We start from the raw sequence: 17,673 nt of genomic DNA on the forward strand, positions 1-17,673 counted from the left end.
CGGGTACTTCCTCGGGGCAGGCATCAACAGGGCTCCTCTCTGTGAGTCCCATCTGACCTACTGTCACCGCTTCCCGCATCTCGGGGGAACCTCAACCTCGTGGTGGGCGGCACTGCAGGAGCGGAGCTTGTCGGTGACGATCACCCTCGGCACTGCCCGGATCTTCGTCATCAGCCTGCGGAGGAACCGTCCGGCCGCGGCCTCGTCGCGGCGGTTCTGCACGAGGATGCCGAGCACGGTGCCGTCCCGGTCCACAGCCCGCCACAGACACTTCTGCTCACCGTTGATCTTGATGAAGACCTCGTCGAGATGCCATTTGCCGCCGGGCCGGGAACGCCTGCGGCGAAGCCCGTTCGTAGGCCTGCCCGAACTTCCGACACCACCGTCGCACGGTCTCGTACGAGACGATCACGCCACGCTCGAGCATCAGCTCCTCGACCCCGCGGTAGGACAACGGGAAGCAAAAGTACAGCCACACACAGTGGGAAATCACCTCGACCGGGTACCGGTGCCCCTTGTACGACGGCGACGCGTCCCCCACGAACAGCCCCTCCAGCATGATCAACCCGGAGATCATCCCACCCAGTCAGCCAACGTGACAGCACCGTCATGCCCTCTGTCGAGCACCGTTCACACAAAGGGGCTGAACAACCGGGCCGAGAACAGCCACCAGCCCACCCGGCAACGAGAACGAGCGATGAAAGGCTTCCGCGGCGTGGGCGCCGCGCAGCGGTTCCTGGCCGCGTTCAGCGGCATCTCACCCCACTTCCGGCCCCGCCGCCACCTGATGACCGGCACCCCACACCGCACCGAGATGACCGTCCTCTTCGCTGTCCGGGAGCAGGTCACCGGCGTTACCAGCCAGCTTGCCGCGGCCTGAGCCCAGGGCCGGCACCCGACCCCACCACACCTCGACACACCGTCAGACACCCACACACCCAACAACGTGACAACGCTGTCCGGATCACTCCCGACGTAGATCTGGCCGTAGTGCACGTGGGCTTCGCCCTCAACTGGCCTGCGCACCCTCATCCCCTCGCCGCCGGGAACGCCTGATACCCGGCAACCTACGGCACGGCACTGACATGGTGCCGTGCCGGTCCCGGCGCCGCCAACCGGCCCTGCTGAATTTGAATGGGTGATGTCGGGCTGGTGAGGTCTGCTGCTGATCCGCCAGGGTCTGGGCGTGACGAAGCCCAAAGCGGAACTGATGGCCATGTTGCGCCGGCTCGATGACCCCGAGTGGCTGGAGCGGCCCCGGAACTACGACCGTGGTGAGACCGGCGCATTGTTCAACGACCTCGTGGCCCGTCTTGAGGACGACTTCGCCACGCCGTGTGTCAGTGAGCGGGATGCGCAGGATTCCAGTGAGTACGGGCGGGTCACCGTGCCGGCAGAGGCGACGGTGTGCGGAACCCGGATCGTCGTCTGCGTGAGCAAGCTCGGCTCCCTGGCGCTGGTCTGCGCCGACAACCCCGGCGCCTTCCTCGGCATCGGGGAAGCACAAGCAGAGGGCGAGTTGGACGCTGCGGATCTGGACAAGGTCTGCGGGACTTTGGCCGACCTCGGATACGCGATCGTGCCCGAGGAGCTACTGGAGTGCGACTACGCCGGGCCGAGCCGGCTGCCCCGGCATGTTCAGCGCCCCACCTGGTGGCACCGCTTCTTCGGAATCTTCTGACGACTGCACGGCGAGGGACAGGCCGGTGCCGACGAGGCAGCCGCCGACCACGGCGGGACTGTGGCGGACAAGACCTGGAGAGGTCACACACCACCGCCCCGCCGCAGAAGCGGCCCGCCCCGCCCACGAACCGCCACAACCCCAACCACACAGGTCAGCACACCGCGCAAACCACGACGGCGGATCACACACCACCAGACCCGGGGCACATCAGAGCCTCCATCAGACCCGGAGCGGTTCAGTCTTCCCCGTGGGGTGCCTGCGGCCGGCGGTCCGCGTCCATGCGACGAGCCCGTACTCGCGAGCCGAGCGGAGCCGAATGCGGGCGGCGGATTCCGGGAGCCGCGCACACGTGGGAACCGTGCGCAGTGGGCAGAGCGCAGGGGTGGGCCCGATCAGTTGGCCGACGTGTTCCGTGTCATCTCGGCTGCCTCGGTGATGGCGCGTTGTCTGAGATCGCCGAACAGCTGCATCGTGACGGCGGCCAGGACGTCGTCCCCGCCAACAGTCCGCCCGTCCCCGCGGCGGGTGGACAGGGCGAGGAGGGGGTCCTTGAGCAGCGGGGCCGGGGCCGGCTCGCCCGGCACCACCAGACTGACCGTCCCGAACCGCTTGACCCCGCCCTCGCGGACGACCTTGGCCGCGTCCCGGGCCAGGGCCGTCAGGAACACGCTCGCGATTCCGTCCAGGTCGCGGACCATCGCCGGGACCGCCCTCACCCCCCGGCTCCCCAGCAGCCTTCTCACCCCGGCCTCGAACCGGTGGGCGCCGGCCACACCACTCGGTGTACGCGCCCCGCGGCGCTCACGAAGAGACACGAGCGCACCATCGGCGTTGCGCACCTCGCCCATCAGGCCGTGGAAGGTCGGGCTGTGCAGGTACCACGCCGATCCCACCTCCACCTCGACGTTCCGGTCTATCGCCGAGATGAGGTCCTTGGGAATCAGCCTCTTCCTGGCCTCCTCGGCCGCCGCGCTTCTCGCGCCGTCGATGATCTCCGTCAGCACGGTCCGCGTCACCGACGCGGCGGCCCACGCGGCCGGCCGGGAGACGTGCAACGAGGTCACGTCCCTGAAAACCGCTTTGACGAGCTGAGGCTTGAACGGCAGGTCGGTCACGACGGAAGCGGTCTGCGGACCGCTGCGCTCGGCGCGTAGGGGTTGTGTGGTCATCGAAGAATGTGCTTTCTGCTGTCGGAGGTGTCAGTGGCCCATGCCGCACCGGGCGGCGGGACCACAGAGCTATGCGGAGGGCGCCGAGCCGGCACAGGGCCTGCCGGGCGGGGCCGCCGGCACACAGAGGTGCAGGCGACCCCGCCCGGATTCTCGGCGTTCCGGCGACCGGGCGTGCGGCAGGGGGTGCCACCCTGGCGACGCGCTGTGGTGCGGCGCCGTGCCGGTCAGGCGACCTGGTGCCTGCCGACCTCCAGGAAGTGGCGCAGTGCTTCGGGTGTGTTGTCGTCGAGGGCGGCGTTGGCTGCCGCGCGCAGGGCCGGGCTGATGGAGGGGTCGGCGAGGATGCGGGCGATGGCGACGCGGTCGTCCTCGGCCTGGGCGATGCGGTAGCCGGTCTCCAGCCAGGCGCGCATCGCCTCGGGGTCGTTGGCGTCCAGGAGGGCGTTGGCTTCTCGTGTCACACGCCGGCCGCTGTCGGGGTCGGCGAGGATGCGGACTACGGCCACCCTCAGGTCGTCGGCGTCCGGCTCGTCTGCGGACGAGGACACCGCGGGCACCGTCACCGCGGTCGGTGCCGCCGTGGCGGCGAAGGACGGGGTGGCGAGCAGGAGGGCCGGGGCGAGGATGCCCACGGCGATGCCGGGCGCTACGCGATGCAGTCGCAAGGGGAATGCTCCTCTTCGTTTGCTACGGAGGTGAGTTGAGGACGCCTCAGGGCGCTCACTTCGGTGATGCTGCCACCTGGGTCTGACAATGGCAGTTGCCCCGCTGCGGTCGCAGGGCACCGTCGCCGCGGAAAGTGTTCGTCTATCCCGCCGGGCTCGGGCGGCAGCGGCAGCGGCAGCAGTGCGAGTAGACGTAGGGAGCATCGGGGGCGGGGGCTGCGCGGTTGTCATGGGGCGGGGGCGTTGTGGTGTGCCGCGCGGTTCCCCGCCCCCCGAGCGATCGTTTCCAGGTCGCGTCGGGGGCGTCGGGCGCCGGCTTTCCCGTGGCGGAAAGGGGATGCGGAGCCGCCGGTCCGGTCCTGTCCGCCCGGCCTGCGGAGCTCAGCTCTGCGGGAGCGGACGGAACGGCCGGATCTCGTGCAGGTGCACCACCACGTCCGCGGACCTCAGCAGGTTGACCGGGTCCGGGTCCCGGGGCCAGTGCGTGCCGATCTCCCGTTTGGGCCGGGTGACGTCCAGCCAGGCGCGGACCACGGGTGGTGCGGTGCGCAGGTCGAGGTACCAGTCCCGGTGGCTCACACGGTCCAGGGTGTGCTCGACCGAATCGGCCACGGAGGGCCCCGAGCGAAGCACCTTCACGTCCTCGTCCCGGGGGTTGGAGACACCCGCGTCGGTGGCGTGGAAGGAGCCTTGGGCGAAGGCCAGGCCCACGACCCGGTAGGCGTCCCCGAGCGCGCGGCGGAGCAGGCCGCCCTGGATGACCGGGTAGTCCGGGTCGTAGCCCTGTAGGTATACGTGGCCGTTGTGGGCGGCCAGCACCGTCCGGGCGCCGGTCTGCCGGAGCCACCAGAGGGTGTTGTCCGCCATCACGGTGTCGCGGTAGGCCAAGCCCTCGCGTTCGTCGGCCGGGGCGTCGTAGTCGAAGGCGTCCTGGCGTGCGACCTGGTGGATGATCTCCGCGTTCTGCACCGCCCGGACGTGGTCGTCCCCGGTCACGGTGCGTCCGGCGAAGCTCCGGGCGCGCAGCAGTTCCAGGACGCGGCCGGTGCGTTCGGCCTTCTCCCGCCGCACGGCCAGGGGTGCCTCGAAGGAGGCCATCATGTGCTCGCCGGCGGGCAGGGTGGGGCGCAGCCCCTCGTACAGCTCGGTGACGGCGGGCAGCAGGTCGGGGTGGGCGCGCCGGACGTGGCCGACGACCCGGTCGTACAGCTCGGGGCCCGCGTAACTGCTGTCGTTGCCGGCGAACCTGACCGGGTCGTGGGGGTGGGCGATGTTGTACGCGCGCATCCAGTGGATCAGGTCGAGTACCTCGCGGGTCCGCATGAAGAGGTAGGCGTTCTGGAACTCCTCGGCCATGATCCGGGCGGGGTCGCCGCGGCCGGTGAGCAGGTAGTCGTCCAGACGGAGGCCCGCACTGAAGGGGGCTTCGAGGATGAGGGCCCGGAAGCCCTTCTCCTCGACCAGGTACCGGAACACCCGGTGCTGGAGGGCGAGGAAGTCGTGGGAGCCGTGGACGGCCTGCCCGACGCCGACCAGTCGGGCGTCGCTCACCGCCTCGCCCAGGGGGCGCAGGTCGTCGAAGGGACCGGTGGGCTCCACGGTGCGCAGCGGATGGGCTGCCTTCTCCAGGGCGGGCAGCAGGTCGGTGGGCGTCGCCGATGTGGGGGGCCGTTGCCCGGCCGCTTCACGGGCAAGTCTCCGGCTCGGCCGGATCTCGTGCAGGTGCACCACCAGGTCCGCCGACCTCAGCAGGTTGACCTGGTCACCGGGCGGCGGGTAGTCCGTGCCGATCTCCCGTTTGGGCCGGGTGACGTCCAGCAGGGCGCGGGCGGCGGGCGGCGCGGTGCGCAGGTCGGCGTACCAGTTCGGGTGGCTCACCCGGTCCAGGACGTGCTCGGCCGAGCCGGGCGCGGCGGGCTCCACGTCGAACCGCCTGACGTCCTGGTCGGCCGGGTTCTGCAGGCCCTGTTCGGTGGCGTGCACGGCGCCCCGGTCGAAGGAGAGGCCCACCGCCAGGTAGCCGTCGCCCAGCCGCCGCCGCAGCACCGTGCCCTGGGTGAGGGGGAGATCCGGGGTGGAACTCCTGGTGTACAGGTGGCTGTTGTGTCCGCCGAGCACGAGTCGGTGGCCGGTGCGGCGGTGCCACCACAGGGTGTTCTCCGCCATGGCGGTGTCGCGGTGGGCCATGGCCTGCGGTGCGGTCCGGGGATCGGAGAGGTCGAAGGCGTACAGGCGCGCCACCTGGTCGATGACGGTGGCGTGCTGGACCGCCCAGGCATGGTCCTCGTCCGTCCCGGCGGGTTCGCGGGCGCGGAGCAGGGCGAGGACGCGGCCGGTGCGTTCGGCCCGTGCGCGGCGTTCGTCCAGGGGAGCGGTCACGGCGGCGCGCATCCACGCGTCGACGGGCAGGGTGGGGCGCAGCCCCCGGTACAGGTCGGTGACCTCGGGCAGCAGGTCGGGGTGGGCGCGCCGGACGTGGCCGACGACCCGGTCGTACAGCTCCGGGCCGGCGTAGCCGTTGTCGTCGCCGGCGAACCTGACCGGGTCGCCGGGGTGGGCGACGTTGTACGCGCGCATCCAGCGGATCATGTCCAGGTAGCCCTGGCTGTGCAGCAGCAGGTGAGCGTTCTGGAACTCCTCGGACATGATCCGGACGGGATCGCCGCGCCCGGTGAGCAGGTAGTGGTCGAGGCGTGCACCGGCGCTCCAGTTGGCCTCCAGGACGAAGGAGCGGAAGCCCTTCTCCTCGACCAGGTACCGGAACGCCCGGTCTCTGAAGGTGACGAAGTCCTGGGAGCCGTGGGCGGCCTCGCCGATACCGACCACGACGGCGTCGCCGACCGCCTTCCCGAAGGGGTGCAGGTCCTCGAAACCCCCCGAGGGCTCGGTGGTGCGCAGCGGACGGGCGGCCTCCTCGAGGGCCGGCAGTGCGTCGCCGACGGTCGTGAGTGGCCCGTCCGCAGCCCCGGTGTCCCCGCCGGCCGGGGCCGCTGCGGCCGTTCCGGGCACGGCGGTGAGCCAGACGAGTAACGCGGCCGCGAGCCGCCTTGTCAGAGGAGATGCCATGACGTCAGCGTCACCGCCTGGGCATCGGACCGCATTCCGGGGGTCACCCGGCCGGAGCAGCGCCGCGGGCGGGGCAACGGTCGGACAGAGGAGCCTGTTCGCACGCTCCGCTGTACCGACGAGAGCCGAGTGGGCCTGCCGAGGACCGCTCCGCGTTACCGGGGCGGCTCGGTGACACAGAGCGCTGGCCCCGGCACGGCTGTTGATCCGTGAAGGTCCAAGAGGCGGCCCGACAGTGCCCACGGGCGGGTCAGGAAGTGCTCCGGAGCCTCCACCATCCGCTGGTGGTAATGGAGTTGAGGGCCCGAGACCGTCACCGCACCGATGACACCCGCGCCCTCCACCCGGATAGGGAAGAAGCCGCCGTGGGCCGCGTAGGTGTCGGCGTCCGGGCGGGAGGACGCCTCGAAGGTCGTTCCCTTGTGACGCGGCAGCGTGCGCCCTGCGCTTGCCGATAACCGCATCCGCCCTGGTCGAAGCTGGTGTGCGGGGTGTGCGGGATGTCGAGTGCGGCCGGTCGAGTCTGTGTCGTCGCGCGGCTGTCGATCAACGCGGCATGATGGCCAACCGTGTTGCTGCGGCTGGCCTACTTGGGCATGGCGAGCGCGTTCGTCATGCTGCGTCTGTTACCGATGAGCGATCGGGACAAGGATATGGAGATCCTCGCCCTGCGCCACCAACTGTCGGTGCTGGAGCGCCAGCTCGACAAGGAGAAGGTGTGCTTCAGCCCGAGTGACCGGGCCTTCCTGGCGGCGCTGCTGTACCGGCTGCCGCAAGAAGTGCCGCGCAGGCTGCTGGTGCGGCCGGACACGGTGCTGCGTTGGCACCGCGGCCTGGTCGCCCGCCGCCACGCCGCCGAGTCCAGGCCGAAGCGCCCGGGTCGCCTCCGCACGGTGCGCTCCATCCACGCCTTGGTGCTGCGCCTGGCACGGGAGAATCCCGCCTGGGGCTGCCGGCGCCTCCACGGCGAGCTGCCGGTGCCGGGCGTGAAAGGCCGCCGCCTCCACGGTCTGGGAGATCCTGCGGGAGGCCGGGATCGCCCCGACGCCCGAGCGGACCTCCAGCACGTGGGCCGGCTTCCTGCGCTCCCGGGCCGACGCGCTGCCGGCCTGCGACTTCTTCGAGACGGTCCCCCTTGACCGGGGCACGACTGTAGGTGTTCGCCGTGCTCGGGCACGCCGGCCGACGGATCCGGATCCTGGGCGCGACCGCGCACCCGACGGCCTCGTGGGTGGCGCAGGCCACGAGGAATCTCGTCATGGACCTGGAGGATGTCAACTGCCGGGCGTGGTTCCTGGTCCGGGACCGGGACGGGAAGTTCCCCGCCCTGTTCGACGCGGTCCTCGCCGATGCGGGGATCGAGGCCGTGCTCAGCGGTGTCCGGATGCCGCGGATGAACGCGGTCATGGACCGCCGAGCGCAGACCTGCAGGCGCGAGCCGCTGGACCGGACCTTGATCCGGGATCAGCGGCATCCGCTCCACGCCCTGCGGGAATTCGAGCGTCTCTCCCCTGTGCACCGGCCCCATCAGGGCATCGCGAACGCCCGCCCGTTGAACCCGTTGCCCCCGCCGATCGTCGATCCGGACCAGATCGCCTGCCTCGAGGCACGACGACGCGATCAACTCGGCGGCCTTCTCCACGAGTACGTGGATGCCGCCTGACCTGCCCGGACAAGGATTTCGGCAAGGGCAACCTTCACGACAGTGCCCCGAAGGACCTGCCCGAAGCGCAGATTCCCCCGGATTGCCTCCCACTCCGCGTCCGTAGCCACGAAGCGCATCTTCGCAGCCCCGCTCGTGCCTGAAGCAGCCCGATCTCGGAGTAAGCGTGGACTCACACCAAGATCGGGCTCGATTCGCCAACAGCATCCGGTCCGGCCGGGGCGGTCGTGCGTCACGCGGGGAACGGGGAGTCTGCGCTCACGCGCCCGTCTTGCTGACCAGTTCGACGAGGGCGTCGGCTGCCGGTCCCGAGGAGGCGGGGTTCTGGCCGGTGATCAGCAGGCCGTCCTGGACGACGTAGGGCTGCCAGTCTTCGGTCTTGGTGTAGTGGCCGCCCAGGCGCTTGAGTTCGTCCTCGACGAGGAAGGGGACGATGTCGGTGAGGGCGACGCCCTCCTCCTCGGAGTTGGCGAATCCGGTGACGTCCTTGCCCTGCACCAGCGGCGTGCCGTCCTCGTTGACGGTGTGGCGCAGGACACCGGGTGCGTGGCAGACCACTGCCAGCGGCTTGCCCGAGCGAAGGATCGTCTCGATCAACTGCTTGGAGTCCGGGTCCTCGGCGAGGTCCCACAGCGGGCCGTGGCCGCCGGGGTAGAAGACCGTGTCGAAGTCGTCGGCCGTGACCGAGTCCAGGCGGACGGTGTTCGCCAGTGCCGTGATCGCCTCCGTGTCCGTCTCGAAGCGCCGGGTCAGTTCGGTCTGGAAGTCCGGCTCGTTGCTCTTGGGGTCCAGGGGCGGCCGGCCGCCTTTCGGGGAGGCGAGGGCGATCTCCCAGCCGGCCTCCTGGAAGCGGTAGTAGGGCGCGGCGAGTTCCTCCAGCCAGAAGCCGGTCTTGCGGCCGGTGTTGCCGAGCTCGTCGTGCGAGGTGAGGACGATGAGAACCTTCATGTCGCGTTTCTCCTTCTAGTAGACCAGTCGTCTATGGCTGGGCAGATGAAAGCCCGCGCCTCTTGGCCGGGCGTGGAGCAGCCGGGCTCAGAGGTGGAGCAGCTGCCGGGTCGCAGTCATAGCGGTGTCGAGTGGTGCGAGGCTGCGATGGATCTTGGCCATGACGCTCGCCCCGAGCCACATGTCGTACAGGGCCTGCGCCGTACCGCGGGGATCGCCGTCGACCACGATCGATCCGTCTTTGAGACCGTCGGCGATCGCGCGCTCGATACGGTCGACGATGGCACCGGTGCCCGCCTTCATGGCCAACCGCATCGTCTCCGACAGGTCCGCGACTTCGGCACCGAGCTTCACGGCGAGACACTTGCCCTGGCACTCGTCGAGACTCTGCGTCTCCCGCCACTGCTGCCAGTAGGCCATGAGCCGCTCTGCGGCCGACTTGCCGGGCTGCGCGAGAACGCGGTCCATGTCGGAGACGTACTCGTCGAAGTAGTTCTTCAGGAGTGCTTCACCAAAGGCGTCCTTGGAAGTGAAGTAGTAGTAGAAGGAGCCCTTCGGCACGCCGGCCTCCGCGAGCACCTCGTTGATACCGACCGCGGAGTAGCCCTTGCGGGCCATGATCCGCTGAGCGACATCAAGGACGCTTCGTCGGGTGTCGGTGCTGCGTGCGGTAGCGGGCATGAGAGAAACGTAGCATGAAAATAGACCGGTCGTCTATAAACGGGTGCGGTACGAGGAGTCCTGGGGGCGCTGTCACATCATTGGGCGCGTGGGTCTCTGGCGGCGCGTCGGGGCGTGGCAGGGGCCGGGTTCCGGACCGGTGCTCAGGCCTTGGCGGGCTGGTCGGCGGCGCCGGTGATCTGGTCCCAGATGGCGAAGCGGATGGTCGTCTCAGCGCGGTAGTCGGGGGCGGTCATCAGGTGGCGGCGGGGCCGGAAGTGGGGTGAGATGCCGCTGAACGCGGCCAGGAACCGCTGGGTTCCGCCGACACTACGGAAGCCTTTCATGGCGCGTTCGCGCTGCCGGGTGGGCTGGTGGCTGTTCTCGGCCCGGTTGTTCAGGCCTTTGCGCGAGCGGTGCTCGGCCAAGGGCATGACCTCGCGGTGGGCCGCTCGGTAGGAGCGCAGCTTGTCGGTGACGATCACCCGGGGCGCCGTGCGGGTCGTCTTCGGCAGGCGGCGGAAAAACGCCGGACCGCGGCCTTGTCCCACCGGTTCTGCACGAGGATGTCAAGGACGGCGCCGTCGGCGTCGACGGCCCGCCACAGGTACTTCAACTCACCGTTGATTCTCACGAAGGCCTCGTCCAGGTGCTACTTGTCGCCCGGCCGGGGCCGCCGGCGGCGCAGGCCGTTCGCGTGGATCTGCCCGAACTTCGCGCACCAGCGCCGGACCGTCTCGTGGGAGACGAGCACACCGCGCTCGAGCATGAGCTCCTCGACCTCGCGGAAGCCGAGCGGGAAACGGAAGTACAACCACACGCAGTGCGCGATCACCTCGACCGGGTACCGGTGCCCCTTGTACGACGGCGACGCGGACGACACGAGCGAACCCTCCCGGGCACAACCAACTCCAAGATCATCCCAGGCCGGTCAGCCAACGTGACAACGCCGAACCTGACCCTGTCCTCACGCCAGGCCACCGACGGCCTGCCCGGCGACGGCATCAACCCCCGATACGTACGAACCTGCTTGTGCCGCTCCACAGAGCCCATCGCTCCACCTCCCGATCAAGGTGTTGCGACGATCAGTTGAATCCGTCCTGCGCCCGTGGTCGGAGTGGAACAAGGTGCCGTCCAGACTGCCGCGGGTGCCGACGGCCATCTTCAGGGCGTCGGTGACCAGGTCGGTGCGCATGTGGTCGGCGACGGACCAGCCGACGACCCTGCGGCTGAAGCAGTCCAGAACGGTCGCGAGACAGCGGAACCCGCCGTTCCCGAGGGGGAGGTAGATGATGTCGCCCATGTATTTCCGGCCCGGCTCGGCGACGGGGAAGTCCCGCTGGAACAGGTCCGGAACCTGTGTGGTCGCCGGGTCGGGGACGGTGGTGCGGACGCGTCCGCGCAGGCGGATGCCGGTGATTGAGAAGGCCCGCATCACCCGGGCGACGCGTTTTTCGTTTACCCGCAGGCCCGTCTCGCGGAGTTCGGCGGTCACCCGCGGCGAGCCGTAGGCGCCGCCGGACTCGCCGTGGACCTGGCGGATCTTCTCGGCCAGGAGCCGGTCCTCGCACCGCCGGGCGGCCCGGGCCTCAGCACCGGCGAGCCACTTGCAGTAGCTCGAACGGTTCACCTCCAGGACCTCGCAGAGCCGCTTCACCTCGCAGGCGTCCCGGTGATCGTCGACGAACTGGAAGCGGCTCCCCACCAGCTCGTCTCCCCGGCGAAATACTTGGCCGCCTTGCGGGGTATGTCCCGCTCGGTCGCCAGCTTCCGCTCACTTGCCTCGAACTCGGCCACCCGGACCTCGAGCTGCCGGACCCGCTCGTCCGGATCGGCCGACGACGCCGGCGTCCCGGTCCGCGCCGACGTCTGCCCGGCCGGCGCCGGGGCGGCGCTGACACCGCGGCGTTCACGGTCCCGCAGCACCCACTCGCGCAGGATGGCCCGGTTGACGCCCAGGTCAGCGGCGATGCTCTTGTACGTCGCCCCGGGGTGGACTCGTACAGGGCCACCGCATCGGCCTTGAAATCGCCCGAGTAGTCCTTCAACGCCATCGGCGGTCCCTCGCTCACTCCGGATCAAGCAGATCCAGCATCAGCGTGTCCACCACTCAGGGGGAGGCCCCGTCGGGAGAGACGGTCCCGACGGCCGTCGAGGAACTACTTGGCGGTCCTACGGGCACCGGTGTTCTGCCCACTGGCGTCAAACCGGACGTGGTCCCACGGCTTCATGATCAGTTCTCGGCCCGGCAGGTTGGCGGTGTGCAGCCTCGAGCAGACGGGGATGCCCGGCGGAGGGAGCGCAAAGACTCGCTTCAGCGTTTGCCAGGCACGAGAGAGGTGGGAACGTTGTCAGAACAGGGCCCCGGTCCGGGGCGGGAGGAGGTCGGTTGGGTTCGTTCATCCGGGCGGCGCGTGTCCTGCCGGGACCGGGTGGGCCGGTGCGGGGAGTCAGGGCCGGGATTTGCGGTGCGGGAACGGAGCCGGTGCGGGTCGCTGCGGGTCGCTGTGGGACCGCCGCCGGCCGGAGGGCCCGGACGATAAAATATCCCTGTACTGGGATGAAATGGGTAAAAATGGCGCTACAGGACAATGGTGCTGAGAGCCGGCCCGACGGCACGCCCGAGCCGTGCACCATGACCTTGGCCACCGCCGTCGCCATCGTTGACGAGCGAGGGGTGATCACGGGGTGGAGCGAGGAAGCCCGGAATCTGCTCGGTTACGCACCCGGGGAGGTCGTCTCACGTCCTGCGGCCGATCTGCTCGTCTCACACCTTCCTCCGTCGGCCCTGCGCCGTGTGGCGGAGCAGGCGCCGTGGTACGGCGTCGTCCAGGCTCGGCACCGGGACAGCCGGACGGTGGATGTGGCGGTTCGGGCCTGGCCGTGCCCGGACGGGGACGGCCAGCCCCAGTGGGTCCTCACGGCCTCGGTTCCGGACGGTCCGAGCCTGTCCGGGGACAGGGGCACCCTGTTGAGGGAACTCACCCTGTCCCAGCTCCCGGTCGCCGTGGCGTTCTACGACCGGGACAACCGGGCGGTGGGGGCCAACGACGTGATAGCCCGGATAGTGGGCCTGTCCGAGGAGGAGATACGAGGGCGCCGCCTCAGGGACTTCCTGCCCAGTCCGGCGTACGACGAGTTCACAGAGCTCCAGGACCAGGTGGTGCGCACCGGGGAACCCGTGCACGTGGTCCGGCACCTCCGGGCGCCCAGCGAGTCACGGGGACGTGTCTGGTCCGTGTTCCTCTCTCCGTTGAAGAACCACCTCGGCCAGGTGCAGGGATCTTCCGTCGCGCTTCTCGACATCACCGAGCAGTACCTGGCCCGCCAGCGGCTGCTGCTGGTCAATGAGGCCGGCAACCGCATCGGCAGCACCCTGGACATCACTCGTACCGCGCAGGAACTGGCCGACGTGATAGTCCCCCGGCTCGCGGACTACGCGTCCGTCGATCTGCTGGAGTTCATCCACCGCGGCGAGGAGCCGCCCGACGGCCCGCCGCGCGGCCCGATCACCATGCGCCGGACCGCCCGGCAGGCAGCCACCGATGCCCTCCTCGGCATCATGCTCCGGCTGGGGAACAAGGTGGAGTACCCGGCGTCCGCACCCACGGCCGAGTGCCTGGCCACCGGCCGTTCCGCGGTGTACGAGGTGAACGACTCCTCCATGGCCCGATGGGCGGCCCAGGACCCCGAGCGGGCCACCCGGCTCCTCCGGTCCGGGGCGCACTCGGTGATGGTGGTGCCGATGCGCGCTCGTGGGGTCACGCTCGGCTCGGTCTTCCTGGGCCGCGCCCAACACCCGGAGACGTTCGCACAGGACGACGTCCTGCTGGCCGAGGAGATCACGGCCAGGGCCGCGGTGTGCATCGACAACGCCCGCCGCTACACCCGTGAGCGCCTCACGGCCGTGACCCTGCAGCGCAGCCTGCTGCCCATGACACTGGCCTGCCAGCCGGCGGTCGAGGCCGCCTCCCGCTACCTGCCCGCCGGAGGCCGGGCCGGCGTGGGCGGTGACTGGTTCGACGTCATCCCGCTCTCCGGCGCCCGGGTCGCCCTGGTGGTCGGTGATGTCGTCGGCCACGGGGTCCAGGCCTCCGCCACCATGGGGCGGCTGCGCACGGCCGTCCGGACCCTGGCCGACATCGACCTGCCGCCCGACGAACTGCTCACCCACCTCGACGACGTCGTCATCCGCCTGTCCTCCGAGGCCGCGGCCGAGGCCGACATCGCCGGGGACATCGGCGCCACCTGTCTCTACGCGGTCTACGACCCCGTCTCCCGCCGCTGCTCCCTGGCCCGCGCCGGCCACCCGCCGCCCGTCGTGGTGACCCCGGACGGCGAAGCGGCCTTCCTCGACCTTCCCGCGAGCCCACCGCTCGGTCTGGGAGGCCTGCCCTTCGAGGCGTGCGAGGTCGAACTGCCCGAGGGCAGCCTCCTCGCCCTGTACACCGACGGTCTGATAGAAGCCCGCGGCCATGAGATCGACGAGAGGCTCGGCGCGCTGCGCCGGACCCTCACCCGGCCCGCACAGGCGTTGGACACGCTCTGCGACGACGTGCTCGCAACGCTGCTGCCCACCCCTCCCGACGACGACATCGCCCTGCTCGTCGCCCGCACCCGTGCCCTGGGAGCCGGCCAGGTAGCCACCTGGAGCCTGCCCTCGGACCCCGTCGTCGTCGCCCAGGCGCGCAAACAGGTCACCGACCAGCTGACGGCCTGGGGGCTGGACGAGTCCGCCTTCGTCACCGAGCTGGTGGTCAGCGAACTGGTCACCAACGCCATCCGCTACGGTCGGCCCCCCATCCAGCTGCGACTGATCCACGACGGCAGCCTCATCTGTGAGGTCTCCGACGCCAGCAGCACCTCCCCTCACCTGCGCCGCGCCCGCTCCTTCGACGAGGGTGGACGCGGACTGCTCCTCGTCGCCCAGTTCGCCTGGCACTGGGGCACCCGCCGCGCCGCACAGGGCAAGACGATCTGGGCCGAGATACCTCTGGCGGCCTGAGCGAACGTGGCCGGCCAAACCGCGTGAACGGATACCGGGACGGACACACCGGAACTGCGAGAGGCGAGCAGCAGAAGGTCCCGGACATGGCGCGTATACAGAGACGCGGGAGAGAAGGGCTGATGCCCCGGCTTGCCGGCGGGCGTGGCGCCTCCATACCGCAGCTTGAGAAAATGGCCTGTACTGCTTCCTCCACGTGGGTGAACCCGGGCGGCATCCGGCCGGTCGGCCACCCGAGGCCGCTATCTCTTGAGCGTGATCAAAACCCTGACGCGCTCCGCGGCGGTCTCCGCCCTGGCACTGTTCCCCTGACCGCTCCTGCGTCGGCCTTGGGCGAGCCCGGCGCGGCACGCGCCGGCATCGACTGCCCGTCCGGCTACGTGTGCATCTACCTTGAGATCGACTTTGGCGGACAGCTCTGGGTCCGGCGCGCGGTGGACGACAGTGTGAAGGATCTGCCCTCCGCGATCCGTGACCGCGGCAGCTCGATCCGCAACGACTGCGGATAGATGCCCCAGAAAGCGGATATGGGGAAGACCCCCGACCCTGAACAGCAGGGTCGGGGGTCTTCCCCATGGAGCGCCGGGCAGGCCTTGCACCTGCATTTCCCCGCAGGAAGCGGGGCGTCTTTCCTTGGACCACCAACGCACAGCCCACCACCGGTAAATTTGGTGGCGTGCTCAAGATCCACTCTACCGCAGTCACGGCACGCCGCACACATCCCGGACGGCTCTCGCCAAGCTGCCGGTCAGCACCCGGGGCTGGGAGCCGTCCGCGTCCTTCCGCCCTGGACGGCACTCCCCAGGAGAGGGAACGGTCTGGGCGCTCCGGCAGCTTGCGGCGTCGGGCAAGCCGGCGGCTCACGAGGTCATCGTGCGGCCCGTCGGCAAGGAGCGTCTGCGCTCTTGACCCAGCACGCCGCCGAAGCGCCCCTCCTACGGCCCGCCCGCCCGGTTCATCTCAGCGCCACGACGCGTGCGAGGGCGGCGCGTACTCACCACAGGTACGCGCTGCCTTGCGCTTCGCTCCCCAGCCGCTCAGCCGTCTACCCGCCACCGGGCCGCTCACACCGTCCCGGCCGAGTGCGGGAACTCCTGCAGCCGGGCGCTCCGTAGGGCCGGCCGGTTGTTCGGGACCGCCCTGGCGGGCGCGTCGGGCGGGACGACGATGTCGAATCAGTCGGTGGCGGGAGAGCGATGCTCAAGACCTGTGGATCAGCCACGGGAGGAACGCGGAGGGCGTACCTTCCCGAATGATCCTGTGATGGTCACCGAGTAGGCCCGCGTTCGCAGCGCGGGTCGGGAAGGCATGCCCGATGCTCAGCGTAGTGAACCCCGATGGCTCCACCGAATCCGGCTCCCTGATCGACGAGATCGTGCGCGAGGGCGCCCGCCGCCGCGCTGGAGGCGGAAGTCAACGAGTGCATAGCCGAGTTGGCAGCCGAGACGGACGGAGCCGGCCGCCGCATGGTAGTCCGCAACGGATACCACCAGCCGCGGACCGTGGTCACCGCGGCCGGACCGGTGGAGGTGAAGGCACCACGGGTGAACGACCGGCGGGTGGACGAGGCCACCGGGGAGCGCAAGCGGTTCTCCTCCAAGATCCTGCCGCCCTGGTGCCGCAAGTCGCCGAAGATCTCCGAGGTGCTGCCTCTGCTGTATTTGCACGGTCTCTCCACCGGCGACTTCGTCCCGGCGCTGGAGCAGTTCCTCGGCGGAGCGGCGGGTCTGTCCGCAGCGAGCGTGACCCGGCTGACGAAGCAGTGGCAGAAGGGTCTGCCGCACGATCGGGTGACATCTGAACTGGCTTGCCCTGGGGGACGGGTGGGAAGGATGTCGCTGTGCCCAAGCCTTATCCGGAAGAGTTCCGCCAGGACGTCGTGCGGGTTGCGAGGAATCGCGGGCCGGGTGTGACGGTCGAGCAGGTGGCCACCGACTTCGGAGTCCATCCGATGACGTTGTGGAAGTGGATGCGTCGCGCGGACATCGACGACGGGACCAAGCCCGGAACGACCAGCCAGGAGAGCGCCGAGCTTCGGGAAGCGCGTCGGCGGATCAAGCTGCTGGAGCAGGAGAACGAGGTTCTGCGGCGGGCCGCGGCCTATCTGTCGCAGGCGCATCTGCCGGGAAAAGGATCTACCCGCTCGTGAAGGAGCTGGCCGGGGACGGGGTGCCCGTCACGGTTGCGTGCCGGGTGTTGAAGCTCGCCAGACAGCCCTACTACCGCTGGCTGGACCAGCCGGTGACCGATGCCGTGCTGGAGGAGGCGTATCGCGCGAACGCGCTGTTCGACGCGCACCGTGACGACCCGGAGTTCGGCTACCGCTTCCTGGCCGACGAAGCGCGCGGCGCCGGTGCCGTAATGGCGGACCGGACTGCATGGCGGATCTGCCGGGACAACCGCTGGTGGAGCGTGTTCGGCAAGAAGCACGGCAAGAGCAAGAAGGCCGGCCCGCCAGTCCACGACGACCTGGTCCGCCGTGACTTCACCGCAACCTGTGCGAACCGGCTGTGGCTCGCCGACATCACCGAGCACGCCACCGGCGAAGGCAAGCTCTATCTCTGCGCGATCAAGGACGCCTTCAGCGACAGGATCGTGGGCTACTCCATCGACGCGCGGATGAAGTCCCGCCTGGCCGTGACCGCCCTGGACAACGCCGCGGCCCGGCGCGGAGACGTCGACGGCCGCATTCTGCACAGCGATCGCGGATCGCAGGGCGGATTCAATCGGTCGTTGCAACACCTCGTCCTCGGAGGTGTTGATGGGCAGGCCAGCAGAGTGGATGGCGTCGTTGACCGGACGGTCGCCGA

13 protein-coding genes and 6 pseudogenes are annotated in these 17,673 nt (G+C 69.8%); 9 read left to right on the forward strand and 10 right to left on the reverse strand.

All coding sequences use genetic code 11. The features are described 5' to 3' along the window. Positions 1-93: 93 nt before the first annotated feature. Positions 94-541, reverse strand: a pseudogene (locus ACIA6T_RS35200) (IS6 family transposase); the annotation flags it as partial. Positions 542-606: 65 nt separating this feature from the next. Here ACIA6T_RS35200 and ACIA6T_RS35205 point away from each other — a divergent pair. Next, a pseudogene (locus ACIA6T_RS35205) lies at positions 607-880 on the forward strand (DDE-type integrase/transposase/recombinase); the annotation flags it as partial. 306 nt (positions 881-1,186) lie between these two features. Further along, entirely contained in the window at positions 1,187-1,681 is a 495-nt protein-coding gene (locus ACIA6T_RS35210) for a hypothetical protein (protein WP_399450576.1), read from the forward strand. Positions 1,682-2,076: 395 nt separating this feature from the next. On the opposite strand, the gene ACIA6T_RS35215 is transcribed toward ACIA6T_RS35210, so the two are convergent. From ACIA6T_RS35215 to ACIA6T_RS35230, 4 genes and pseudogenes are all read right to left on the reverse strand, one after another. Continuing rightward, the gene (locus ACIA6T_RS35215) at positions 2,077-2,853 is read right to left on the reverse strand and encodes a hypothetical protein (RefSeq protein WP_399450577.1); all 777 of its coding nucleotides are present in this window, start codon (positions 2,851-2,853) and stop codon (positions 2,077-2,079) included. A 227-nt stretch (positions 2,854-3,080) separates the two neighbouring features. Continuing rightward, positions 3,081-3,521, reverse strand: a complete 441-nt coding sequence (locus tag ACIA6T_RS35220; protein ID WP_399450578.1) for an ALF repeat-containing protein — start codon at positions 3,519-3,521, stop codon at positions 3,081-3,083. 381 nt (positions 3,522-3,902) lie between these two features. Beyond that, complete coding sequence (locus ACIA6T_RS35225; protein ID WP_399450579.1) at positions 3,903-6,587, reverse strand: erythromycin esterase family protein; 2,685 nt, start codon at positions 6,585-6,587, stop codon at positions 3,903-3,905. A 245-nt stretch (positions 6,588-6,832) separates the two neighbouring features. Next, positions 6,833-7,015: pseudogene (locus ACIA6T_RS35230) on the reverse strand (heme-binding protein); the annotation flags it as partial. A gap of 141 nt (positions 7,016-7,156) precedes the next feature. Here ACIA6T_RS35230 and ACIA6T_RS35235 point away from each other — a divergent pair. Then, positions 7,157-7,726, forward strand: a complete 570-nt coding sequence (locus tag ACIA6T_RS35235; RefSeq protein WP_399450580.1) for a hypothetical protein — start codon at positions 7,157-7,159, stop codon at positions 7,724-7,726. Positions 7,727-7,845: 119 nt separating this feature from the next. After that, positions 7,846-8,250 (forward strand): integrase, encoded by a 405-nt coding sequence (locus ACIA6T_RS35240; protein ID WP_399450581.1) that lies wholly within the window; start codon positions 7,846-7,848, stop codon positions 8,248-8,250. Between the two features lie 258 nt (positions 8,251-8,508). On the opposite strand, the gene ACIA6T_RS35245 is transcribed toward ACIA6T_RS35240, so the two are convergent. The 5 genes and pseudogenes from ACIA6T_RS35245 to ACIA6T_RS35265 all read right to left on the reverse strand — a co-directional run bounded on the left by ACIA6T_RS35245 (position 8,509) and on the right by ACIA6T_RS35265 (position 11,784). Then, positions 8,509-9,198, reverse strand: coding sequence for a type 1 glutamine amidotransferase domain-containing protein (locus tag ACIA6T_RS35245; RefSeq protein ID WP_399450582.1), 690 nt, complete (start codon positions 9,196-9,198; stop codon positions 8,509-8,511). Between the two features lie 87 nt (positions 9,199-9,285). Continuing rightward, positions 9,286-9,879, reverse strand: a complete 594-nt coding sequence (locus tag ACIA6T_RS35250; protein ID WP_399450583.1) for a TetR/AcrR family transcriptional regulator — start codon at positions 9,877-9,879, stop codon at positions 9,286-9,288. A gap of 143 nt (positions 9,880-10,022) precedes the next feature. Beyond that, a pseudogene (locus ACIA6T_RS35255) lies at positions 10,023-10,741 on the reverse strand (IS6 family transposase). A gap of 225 nt (positions 10,742-10,966) precedes the next feature. Then, positions 10,967-11,563, reverse strand: a pseudogene (locus ACIA6T_RS35260) (IS3 family transposase); the annotation flags it as partial. Beyond that, the gene (locus ACIA6T_RS35265; RefSeq protein ID WP_399450584.1) at positions 11,512-11,784 is read right to left on the reverse strand and encodes a hypothetical protein; all 273 of its coding nucleotides are present in this window, start codon (positions 11,782-11,784) and stop codon (positions 11,512-11,514) included. The pseudogene ACIA6T_RS35260 and the gene ACIA6T_RS35265, both read right to left, overlap by 52 nt. Before the next feature lie 709 nt (positions 11,785-12,493). Here ACIA6T_RS35265 and ACIA6T_RS35270 point away from each other — a divergent pair. From ACIA6T_RS35270 to ACIA6T_RS35290, 5 genes and pseudogenes are all read left to right on the forward strand, one after another. Beyond that, positions 12,494-14,863 carry a SpoIIE family protein phosphatase gene (locus ACIA6T_RS35270; RefSeq protein ID WP_399450585.1) on the forward strand — a complete coding sequence of 790 codons (2,370 nt, stop codon included), beginning with the start codon at positions 12,494-12,496 and terminating at the stop codon, positions 14,861-14,863. Positions 14,864-15,192: 329 nt separating this feature from the next. Continuing rightward, a complete protein-coding gene (locus ACIA6T_RS35275; RefSeq protein ID WP_399450586.1) occupies positions 15,193-15,372 on the forward strand; it encodes a peptidase inhibitor family I36 protein in 180 nt (59 codons plus the stop codon). An 806-nt stretch (positions 15,373-16,178) separates the two neighbouring features. Then, a pseudogene (locus ACIA6T_RS35280) lies at positions 16,179-16,632 on the forward strand (transposase); the annotation flags it as partial. Between the two features lie 140 nt (positions 16,633-16,772). Beyond that, positions 16,773-17,012, forward strand: a complete 240-nt coding sequence (locus ACIA6T_RS35285; RefSeq protein ID WP_399450587.1) for a transposase — start codon at positions 16,773-16,775, stop codon at positions 17,010-17,012. Next, positions 17,009-17,673 (forward strand): DDE-type integrase/transposase/recombinase (locus ACIA6T_RS35290; protein WP_399450588.1); only part of this gene is annotated, 665 nt, incomplete at its 3' end. The genes ACIA6T_RS35285 and ACIA6T_RS35290, both read left to right, overlap by 4 nt.

Source organism: Streptomyces sp. NPDC051740 (assembly GCF_044453165.1).
Classification (GTDB): Bacteria; Actinomycetota; Actinomycetes; order Streptomycetales; family Streptomycetaceae; genus Streptomyces; species Streptomyces atrovirens.